10 protein-coding genes and 1 pseudogene are annotated in these 8981 nt (G+C 58.7%); 5 read left to right on the top strand and 6 right to left on the bottom strand.

The window, feature by feature from the left end; all coding sequences use genetic code 11:
- Positions 1–202 precede the first annotated feature (202 nt).
- Complete coding sequence (locus AC2IAX_RS08245) at positions 203–1045, top strand: FkbM family methyltransferase (protein ID WP_494390121.1); 843 nt, start codon at positions 203–205, stop codon at positions 1043–1045.
- Here the strand turns inward: AC2IAX_RS08245 and cbiT are convergent.
- From cbiT to AC2IAX_RS08230, 3 genes and pseudogenes are all read right to left on the bottom strand, one after another.
- A pseudogene (gene cbiT / locus AC2IAX_RS08240) lies at positions 1032–1544 on the bottom strand (precorrin-6Y C5,15-methyltransferase (decarboxylating) subunit CbiT); the annotation flags it as partial. The gene AC2IAX_RS08245 and the pseudogene cbiT sit on opposite strands and share 14 nt — an antisense overlap.
- Before the next feature lie 21 nt (positions 1545–1565).
- Positions 1566–2486, bottom strand: a complete 921-nt coding sequence (locus tag AC2IAX_RS08235; protein WP_494390326.1) for an SWIM zinc finger family protein — start codon at positions 2484–2486, stop codon at positions 1566–1568.
- 92 nt (positions 2487–2578) lie between these two features.
- A complete protein-coding gene (locus AC2IAX_RS08230) occupies positions 2579–3391 on the bottom strand; it encodes a Uma2 family endonuclease (protein WP_494390120.1) in 813 nt (270 codons plus the stop codon).
- Between the two features lie 107 nt (positions 3392–3498).
- On the opposite strand from AC2IAX_RS08230, the gene AC2IAX_RS08225 reads away from it, so the two are divergent.
- The 4 genes from AC2IAX_RS08225 (at position 3499) to AC2IAX_RS08210 (ending at position 5837) form a co-directional block, all read left to right on the top strand.
- The gene (locus tag AC2IAX_RS08225; RefSeq protein ID WP_494390119.1) at positions 3499–4230 is read left to right on the top strand and encodes a TrmH family RNA methyltransferase; all 732 of its coding nucleotides are present in this window, start codon (positions 3499–3501) and stop codon (positions 4228–4230) included.
- Positions 4231–4363: 133 nt separating this feature from the next.
- Positions 4364–4540, top strand: coding sequence for a DUF3285 domain-containing protein (locus tag AC2IAX_RS08220; RefSeq protein ID WP_494390325.1), 177 nt, complete (start codon positions 4364–4366; stop codon positions 4538–4540).
- Between the two features lie 26 nt (positions 4541–4566).
- Positions 4567–5202, top strand: coding sequence for an rRNA maturation RNase YbeY (ybeY, locus tag AC2IAX_RS08215; RefSeq protein WP_494390118.1), 636 nt, complete (start codon positions 4567–4569; stop codon positions 5200–5202).
- A 191-nt stretch (positions 5203–5393) separates the two neighbouring features.
- A complete protein-coding gene (locus AC2IAX_RS08210) occupies positions 5394–5837 on the top strand; it encodes a diacylglycerol kinase family protein (RefSeq protein WP_494390117.1) in 444 nt (147 codons plus the stop codon).
- Positions 5838–5972: 135 nt separating this feature from the next.
- On the opposite strand, the gene AC2IAX_RS08205 is transcribed toward AC2IAX_RS08210, so the two are convergent.
- The 3 genes from AC2IAX_RS08205 to murQ all read right to left on the bottom strand — a co-directional run bounded on the left by AC2IAX_RS08205 (position 5973) and on the right by murQ (position 8944).
- On the bottom strand, positions 5973–6266 hold the full coding sequence (locus tag AC2IAX_RS08205) for a DUF7734 family protein (protein ID WP_099534049.1): 294 nt from the start codon (positions 6264–6266) through the stop codon (positions 5973–5975).
- A gap of 139 nt (positions 6267–6405) precedes the next feature.
- Positions 6406–7917: a site-2 protease family protein gene (locus AC2IAX_RS08200; RefSeq protein ID WP_494390116.1), complete on the bottom strand. Its 1512-nt coding sequence runs from the start codon at positions 7915–7917 to the stop codon at positions 6406–6408.
- An 85-nt stretch (positions 7918–8002) separates the two neighbouring features.
- Positions 8003–8944 (bottom strand): N-acetylmuramic acid 6-phosphate etherase, encoded by a 942-nt coding sequence (gene murQ, locus AC2IAX_RS08195; protein WP_494390115.1) that lies wholly within the window; start codon positions 8942–8944, stop codon positions 8003–8005.
- Positions 8945–8981: the final 37 nt, after the last annotated feature.

Below are 8981 nucleotides of genomic sequence, written 5' to 3'. Positions count from 1 at the left end.
AACATCAACACTGAAAAACAACCACTGAAAAACAAACTGAAATGCTTGTCATCCGTGAAACCGGCAATTAGCGCTTAACTCGCCAGGTTCCTATCTCCCGATCGCCCGATCGCATTGCAGTGACGAAGGTAGGGATCGTGATTGGCTAGATTGGGCAACACTTGCAACCAAATGAATCCATAAACCCGTTGATCAACCAGCCATGACAGCAGTGATGAAAATCGCGACGGCGACCCTGCCAAATCAGGTGCAATTGCAGTGTCCGAATGCGGCAGAAGCCCTGGCTATTTATGAAGATTGCCAATGGTATTTCAAGCATGGAATTAAGCTAGAACCGGGTTCAACGGTGGTGGATGTTGGCGCACATGTGGGCATTTTTACGAGCATTGCCGCTGAACTTTGCCAACGAAATATGACTGCCTATGTCTTTGAACCCATTCCGCAAATTGCCGCATTACTGGAGCAAAATATGGCTCAGTTGGAGCCAGTGAAGGTGCATGTTTATAACTGCGCTTTGGGAAATGTGGCAGGAACGGCGGAATTTGCCTTTCATCCCGAAACGCCCATGTTGTCCAGTGCTTTTCCTGACGAAACCGATCGGGAATATCTCGACTTTCGGGAAACCTTGATTCGTAATTCCAGCGGTTCCGATGTACCGGAGCGATTGCAGGCACTCAGCAAAATTCCTCGGTTCCTGCGGGGCTTTTTGCTCGACCAAACGCTTAAAAAGCATTTCCGCCATGAACGCTTAAGTTGTTCTGTTGATCGCCTAGATCAAATTCCTGAAATGCAGTCCATTCCTAGGATTGACCTCCTCAAAATCAATGCGGAAAAGTCAGAGGAACTGATTTTTCAGGGGTTGGAGCAACTTTGGAGTGTGATTCAACAGGTGGTGGTGGAAGTGCATGATTTGGACGGGCGACTAGACCGACTGCGCGACCACCTCACATCCCAGGGGTTTGCGCATGTTGATTGTGATCAGATGGATATCCTGAAAGGGTCTCGGGTTCACCTGCTTTACGCGACTCGATCTAGCGCGGCGTAATGGTGGCCAAGATCACCGGGTTCAGGGGCGACCAGCGACAGAGCGGCCCGATCGGGACGGCTTGGGCGAGGCTGACCAAAAGCCAGCGCACTTGCCAACCGGTTTGGTGCGACACCCAATCGAGGAGGGTGGCTTGGTTGTCGAGGGTGGCCAGGGCCACCACCATGCGCCCGTTAACGGCCATGCGGGGAGCGCACCAGTCCAGAATTGAACCAAGGCGGCCGTCGCTGCCCCCGATGAAGACCCGATCGGGATCGGGCAGGGGCCGCAGGGCTTCCGGGGCTTTGCCTTTGATGGCGGTGAGGTTGCTGGTTTGGAACCGTTCAATGTTGCGCTCAATGAGGCTGATGCCGGCGGGGGTTTACTCGATCGCGTAGATGCGGGAGTTGGGGCAAAGCCGCGCCATTTCGATCGACACGGAACCGGTTCCCGCGCCGATGTCCCAAACGGTTTGGTTCGGTTGCAGGGCCAATTCCGCCAAAATTTGCACCCGCACTTCTCGCTTGGCGAGGGCAGAGGGTTAGGACAGGGCCGCCACGGTGGCCGCCTGGCCTGCCGTCCGATACACATCTTCCAGGTATTGGGTCACCACTTTTTGGGTCGATCGATTGTCCGTGGTGCCGTCCGTCGGTAAGGGCAAGGGCCCCAAGAGGCTGAGGGGGGTGTCACCGTCGGCCGGCGGCGTAATTACCACCAGGGAGGGTTCCAAAGGTTGGTCATAGTCCCAAAACTGCTGGAGGTTCACGGGGACGGTGGCCGGGGCGATCGGGGTTTGCGGGTCGATCGGCTCCAGGGCGATCGGCTCACTGGCGACAACGGGTTCCGGCAGTTCCGCCACCAGGCGCGATCGCGCCTCCCGCAATGCTTCGAGCAACTGTTGCTGAGTGCGGCCCCGCAATTGAAACAACACAAAGGGATCATCACTGAACCGATCGCCCAGCAGGTAATACACCGCGCCGATGTGTTTGCAGGGGTTCGCCTTGTCTGGACAGGTGCATTGGCTGTGAATGTCGCCCAAGGCAAAGGGAAACAGGGACAGGCCGTTGGTGGCAAAGGCCCGCTCGATCGACTGGGGCATTTCACCCGCCAGCAGCTTGGCCGCAAAACCCGCCTGTTGGGCTAGGGTTTCCGCCACCGCCGCCCAATCCTCATCGGTGAATGGGTCGATCGACAGGGACACGCGATAGGGTTCCGGTTCCGTGCCCTGAACGCGGGCAATCACCTTGGCATTTTTAAAATCAATACTCAGCACATGGCCTTGGCGAGCATAGTCCCGGGCCCGTTCCAGCCGCTTCTTGAAGCGATAGCCATTGAGCAGATCCAGCCAACGTTCCACCCACCATTCCCGGGCGATCGAGGAGTCCGCCTCGGTGGTGAGGCTGGCCGGCGCAGCGCTGAAGTGACGGCCGGCTGAGTCGCGCTCAAAATCCTTCAAGGGCATAGCAAACAAGGAGCAAGGAAGGCTGTCCGATGGTATCACCATCGGCCCATATATCCTTTGAGAATGCCCGTCGATTTATCACGGGGGGTATGTCAAAGCTGGTCGGGGTCGATTCCTTGGACCCTCAGCAGGGCCGCCAGGCGATCGGCCCGCTGGCGTTCCTGTTCTGCCCGCTGGCGTTCCTGTTCTGCCCGTTGGCGCTCCTGTTCTGCCCGTTGGCGCTCTTGGCTGGCCAAGTCCACCGCCGCCTGTCGCTCCTGGTCAAGTTCCACAAAACTCAAAAAGGGTCGGCCATCGGGGCGAATCAAAGCCAATTGATCGGCGCTCAGGTGGAATTGCACCGCAGTGCGGGGACTCGTCCAGGTTTGCCCAAACTCCACTTCCGCCAGTTGGCTGGTTTCGGGCGATCGCACCCAAACGGTTAACTCATTGCGGCCATAGTCGTAGAGGTAATATTCCTCAACGCCAAAGCGATCGTAAAACTGAAATTTCTTGAGCATTTCGCCAAACCGATTGCCCGGCGACAGAATTTCCACCACCACCTGCGGCGCAATTCCCTCTTCTCGCCATTGCAAATAGGAACCGCGCGGGCCCTTGGGCCGCCCAAACACAACCATGGTGTCGGGGGCTTGGCGCTGTTTGGGGTCGCCTTCCACGGGATACCAGAGCAAGTCGCCGGCCACAAACACCTGTGGATCTTGCGCAAACAGCAGTTCTAGGTTGGCTTTGAACTTGGCAATCCAGTCAAAATGCTCCGTGTTTTCGGCCATAGGCTGTCCATCGCAGGAAGGGTACTGCTGTTCGATCGCTCGGTGCTCGGCGGAGCTTGGGTTGAAGGGTGGATCTGGGCGATCGCCCGGCCGATGAGCGGGAGAAGCCTGGGAAACCTCAGTGCTGATAACCATGCTGATGGCAACCTCTGGGAGATAGGCACAGATTGACTTCATTTTAGCGAGGGGCGAAGCCAGGGGCGATCGCCTTATGATGGGCAGGTTCTGCCGATCGCTTGCCCATGCCCGCTGCTGCCATTGATCTTGACCGTTTGACCCCGACCGATCGCCAGGCTTTGGTCGATCATCTTTGCACCTTTGTCACGCCCGATCGCTGGGGGCGAATTCAGTCGGTCATTGCCCAGCGCACCCGCCAAATTACCGTGGTGCTGGAGGATCTTTATCAACCTCACAACGCCAGCGCCGTGCTGCGCAGTTGCGATGGCTTTGGCATTCAAGACGTGCATGTGATTGAAACGCGCAATCAGTTTGCACCGAACCGGGGGGTGAGCATTGGGGCCGATCGCTGGTTAACCCTGCGGCACTACCGAGAAGCCGCGCCAACGCCTGGCCCCTCGAACACAGCCCGCTGTTTACAGGATCTCAAAGCCAGGGGCTATACCCTGGTGGCCACCACACCCCACGAACGCAGCACCACCATTCAGGCCGTGCCCATCGATCGCCCCCTGGCCATTTTGTTTGGCACAGAGCTAACGGGCCTCACGCCGGAAGCCTTGGAACTGGCGGATCACTACGCGGTGATTCCGATGTTTGGCTTCAGCGAAAGTTTCAATATTTCCGTGAGTGTGGCCCTGTGCCTCTATGACCTGACCACACGGTTGCGGGCCGATCGCCCTGATTGGTCCTTGGATGCGGCAGCCCAGGCCCAATTACAACTGGATTGGCTCGTGAAGTCCCTGAAGGCGGGCGATCAATTGGTGATGCAATTTGGGCGCGATCGGGGATGGATTTAGGGGAGGTCGATCGGTTGTGGCCAATCTTGCTCCTGTACCATTGACGATCGAGCGGGGCGGTGACCCCAAGACCACCCGCAACGCCACTCGATTCAATATTTTCCCAATCCGCAAGCTTTTCCAGAGTTTTTCCATGGCTCCCGAAACCGAAACGCCCCCCAACCTTTCCCCCTCAGAACCACCGCCCAGCTACGTGAAGTTGGCCATGCGGAACATGGTGCGCAAGGGGAGCAAATCTCTCCAGCACTTTGCCCTCACCACGATCGTCCTGCTGGGGGCGTTGGTGGGCTTGGCTTATCTCACCCGTTAGGATCCGCTCTCCCGAGGCCCAAAACCATGCGCGAATTTGAAATGGAGCTGGCGGAAGTGGACGAGGACACACCGATTTATGTCTGTGTGCAGGATCAGCCAACGGGCTACAGTCCCCTAACCGTGGCGATCGCGGACAGCACTTGGCAAGGTTGGTTTGAAACCTGGTTGGCTCAGTTGGATGCCCGATCGCCCCAGGACATGCCCTATCTGGCGGATCAGGCGGATGAGGCAGGCCAACTGCCGCCGCTGGAACTGAGCTTGCGGCTAACGGGAGATCGGGAAATCCATCAACTGAATTCCGAGTTTCGCCAGGTCGATCGGCCCACGGATGTGCTGGCCTTTGCGGCCCTGGAGTGGGAAGCGCCCGAAGTGGATTTCGCCGATCTCGAAGAGGTAGACGACGCGGAATTGGGAGACTGGGCGATCGAGCTGGGCGATGTGGTGATTTCCGTGGAAACGGCCCAACGCCAAGCCACCGAAGCGGGCCATGACCTGACCACGGAGTTAGCCTGGTTGGCGGCCCATGGATTCTTGCACCTGTTGGGTTGGGATCACCCCACGGAAACGGAACTCAACCAAATGCTCGATCGGCAAACGGCCCTGCTCCAGGCGGTTGGATTGACCCCACAGGTCGATCGCGCCAAGCTATTGGCCGGATAAAAACCTATGCGTCGAGGCCCGGACGGATTGTGCCGCCGGATTGGCCGCTGGGTTGATCACCGCCCGGTTGAGCTTTTTAATTTTTGATGTTGTTGAGATTCCGCCGACTCCTGTTGTCTGTCTTCCGCCGCGCCGCCTTGGATGTTCCGCCGCGTGCCCGTCGGTTTCCCCGTCATCCGTCGTCAGCCTTGATGAACGATTCACAGAAACCCCAAAAACCTTCACCATCCGCCACCCGTCGCGACCAAGCTTGGAAAATTGCCCCCAATTTGCTGATTAGCTTTCGCTATGCCGGTGCGGGGTTGGTGCATACGTTTTTGACCCAACGCAATTTCCGCCTCCATACGGTGGTGGCGGTGGTGGTGATCGGGCTGGGAGTGGGGTTGCAGCGGCCCCCGGTTGAGCTGGCCTTGGTGGGTTTAACGATCGGGCTGGTGTTGGCGCTGGAGTTGTTGAATACGGCGATCGAGTCGGTGGTGGATCTGACGGTGGGCAAGAACTACCACGACCTGGCCAAGGTCGCCAAGGACTGTGCAGCGGCGGCCGTGTTGATGGCGGCGATTGTGGCGGTGTTGGTGGGAGTGGTGTTGCTGGTGCCGCCGCTGCTGGTCACCTTGGGCTGGTGGGGAGTCTGAGGGGAGTCTGAAAACAAGTCTCACGCTCAAAGCGCCACGATCAGACTATGAAATTCAGAGTCTGAATTTCATAGTCTGAATTTCCAAAACCAGTAATTCCCACAATCAGCGGCTAACCAATCGCTGGCCGAACAACTAACAATCGGCCGCCGCCAGCAGTGCATCCACATGGTCGATCGAGAGGCCCTGGTCAAGATAGCGCGGCTCCGTGGGCTTGAAAGGGGCCATGGCCCGATCGACCGCTGTAATCGTGGCATCGGGCGGCAAAACCGGCACATCCGGATCAAAGGCCGTGGGACGCATCAGCGAGCTGGAAAAGCCCTTAAACACCATCACCTGATCCGGCTCGCCATCCACGATCGCATGGACAATCCAAACTTCGGTCGATCGCCCTTGGGTGTAGCGTTCCAGTCGTTGCAACAGGGTCATAGGGGGGTCTCCTGGGGATGGATCTTCTGGAGAAGCATTTCGAGACCGGCAACCAGTATCAGCAATCAGCAATCAATGAATTGCTTGTGAAGTGCTCGAACCCATGAAGTCTTGAGATTGGGAAGTTTTGAGACTGGCCCTAGCCGCCAATGCCCAACCGCCCGGCCAGGCTGGGGGTGAGGGGCAACAGGGTCGCCACCATCAAAAACAACATCAACAGCCCCAACGCCGCGCGGGCATCGTCCGGCTCCGACAGTTCTTCCAAGGCGGGCCGCTCCAAGTCGCGCACCAAAAAGGCAATCACCAAAGCCCAATAGAGCGCCAACGGTGTGGCCAACGAAGCCAAAGCCAACACCACCACTGTCCCGATCGTGGTGCGGCGGGCGGTTTTGCGGCCGTAGATCGCTTGGACAATGCGGCCCCCGTCCAATTGACCGGCGGGCATCAGGTTAATGGCCGTAATCACCAACCCTAACCACCCGATCGCCACGAGGGGGTGAATATCCACCAAGGAAGCCTGGAGCTTGGTGCCCAGCACCAATTTGGCCAGGGTTCCCACCAAAATGGAGCCTTGGAAAAATTCCGAGGGAATTTGGAAGGGGCTGCCCGGCCCCGACAGCTCCAACCCCACCAACAACAGCAACAGGGACAGGGCCCCACCCGCCACTGGCCCCGCCAAGGCAATATCACAAAGGCTTTGGCGGTTGGGCAGCAAAGATTCAAACCGGTTAAAGGCCCCAAAGGAGCCAATCTGCCAAACGGGGAGAAAGTAGGGCAAGCTGAGTTTGACGTTTAGTTTGCGGGCCAGGATTTGGTGACCCAGTTCATGAACGCCCAAAATTGACAGCAGCCCCAGGGCGATCGGGAGGCTATCCATCACCCGATCGGGCGTAGAGAACAGGTCAAATCCTTGCAGCAACCCGGCCGATTCCAAACAGGTGGCGATCGTGGCGATCATCAGGGCCACCGCAAACAGCTTTTGCCCCAGGGAAGCGGGTTTGGGATCCGTGCTGCTGGGCAACACAACGAAGGTGGGTCGCTCGTCGGGCCCTTCCACTAAAAACAGCCGGTAGCGATCGCCCAGGCGCTCTTCCAGTTTTTGGCGCAAGTTGGCATGGACTTTCGCCGGTTCCCCGCGTAGGTTGCCCTTCAGGATTGCGCCTTCCTGGTAGGGCACGGTTTCGGTGATGAAAAATGTGTCAATGCCAAAGATGCCTTGAATGGTTTTCAGGTCTTCGGCGGGAATGGGAACCACCTCCGGCATTCCGGGCAGGGGTGGTGCGGGTGGTTTGGGGGCGGCGGCCCCTTCGATCGCAGCCGATTCCGCATCGGGGGTGGTTTCCGGATGGGCCAAGGCCGATCGGTTCGGGGGCGGCAACTCCTTCGCCGCGGCCCGCAGTCGGTTGCCCAGGAAGATATATAACCCCGTGGACAGGGCCAACACCAGCAAAATGCCCGCCAGGTTGAGATAAACGCCGGCCGCAAACAACGCAAAGAAGGCCAACCAGGGCAACATCAGCGCCACCGATTGCAGCCAAGCCAGAATGCCCAGTTTGCCGAAGGGGCGGGCCCGGTAAAGCCCCCAGCCGAGAATGACAAGGGCGGCGAGGGCGATCGCGCTGGTTGCCAAATTTTCGGAGGCAAGGGGCATGGCGGTTTCCGGTCTCAGTTCAGGAATGCAGTACGCCCCATCCTATCGCAGTTGCTTGGCCGGGGCGATCGGGATTGCCGAACCGTTACGCGGGGCTGCTGGCGCTTTGGGCTAAGGTCAAGGCCTGCCGCAGTTGGCCGCCCCCTTGGGCTAGGAGCTGTTCTGCCTGGGGGCGATCGACTTCGGCCCAATGCATCAACAGGGCGGTTTTGACGCGGTTGCCCGATCGATCCAGCAGGTCTTCTGCTTCGGTGCGGCTCAAGTTCGCCAAGTCGCGCACCATGCGCACCGCCCGATCGCGGAGCTTGCTGTTGGTGACGGATACATCCACCATCCGATTGCCATAGACCTTGCCCAGCTTGACCATCACTCCGGTAGAGAGGATATTCAGGGCCATTTTGGTTACGGTTCCCGATTTCAGCCGGGTGGAGCCGGCCAAGATTTCTGGCCCCACCAGCAATCGCAAATCCACATCCACCGAACCACCGGGCGGCGGCACTTGGTCGATCGGGACGCAGGCTAAAAAGACTGTTTTCGCCCCTCGGCGGGCCGCCTCGATCAACGCGCCTTGGACGTAGGGGGTTGTGCCGCCGGCCGTGATGCCCACCACCAAATCCCGATCGCCCACCAATCGCTCGGCCATGGCCGCGGCTCCATCTTCTGCCCGATCTTCCAAGGCTTCGGAACTGCGCAACAGGGCTGGCGGCCCCCCGGCAATGATGCCCTGCACCAATTCAGGATCTGTGCAAAAGGTGGGCGGACATTCCGACGCATCCAGCACTCCCAGACGGCCGCTGGTGCCTGCGCCGATATAAAACAGTCGCCCGCCCTGGGCCAAGGCCGCTGCCGCGAGGTCGATCGCCCGGGCCAGGGGTTCCCGCGCTTGGGCGATCGCTGCCAGGGTTTTGGCATCTTCCTGATTAAACAAATCCACCAGTTCCAGGGAAGACAGTTGATCCAGTGCCTCGCTGTTGGGGTTGGCCTGTTCCGTCAGCAAATGGCCTCGGTCGATCGCAGCAGCACACATGGCAAATTTCCACCCAAGTCTAGATATCCCGCAATGA

The organism is Limnothrix sp. HT2024, assembly GCF_059138625.1.
The sequence above is the reverse complement of the archived record's forward strand: the minus strand, read 5'-3'. Positions and strand labels throughout refer to the sequence as shown.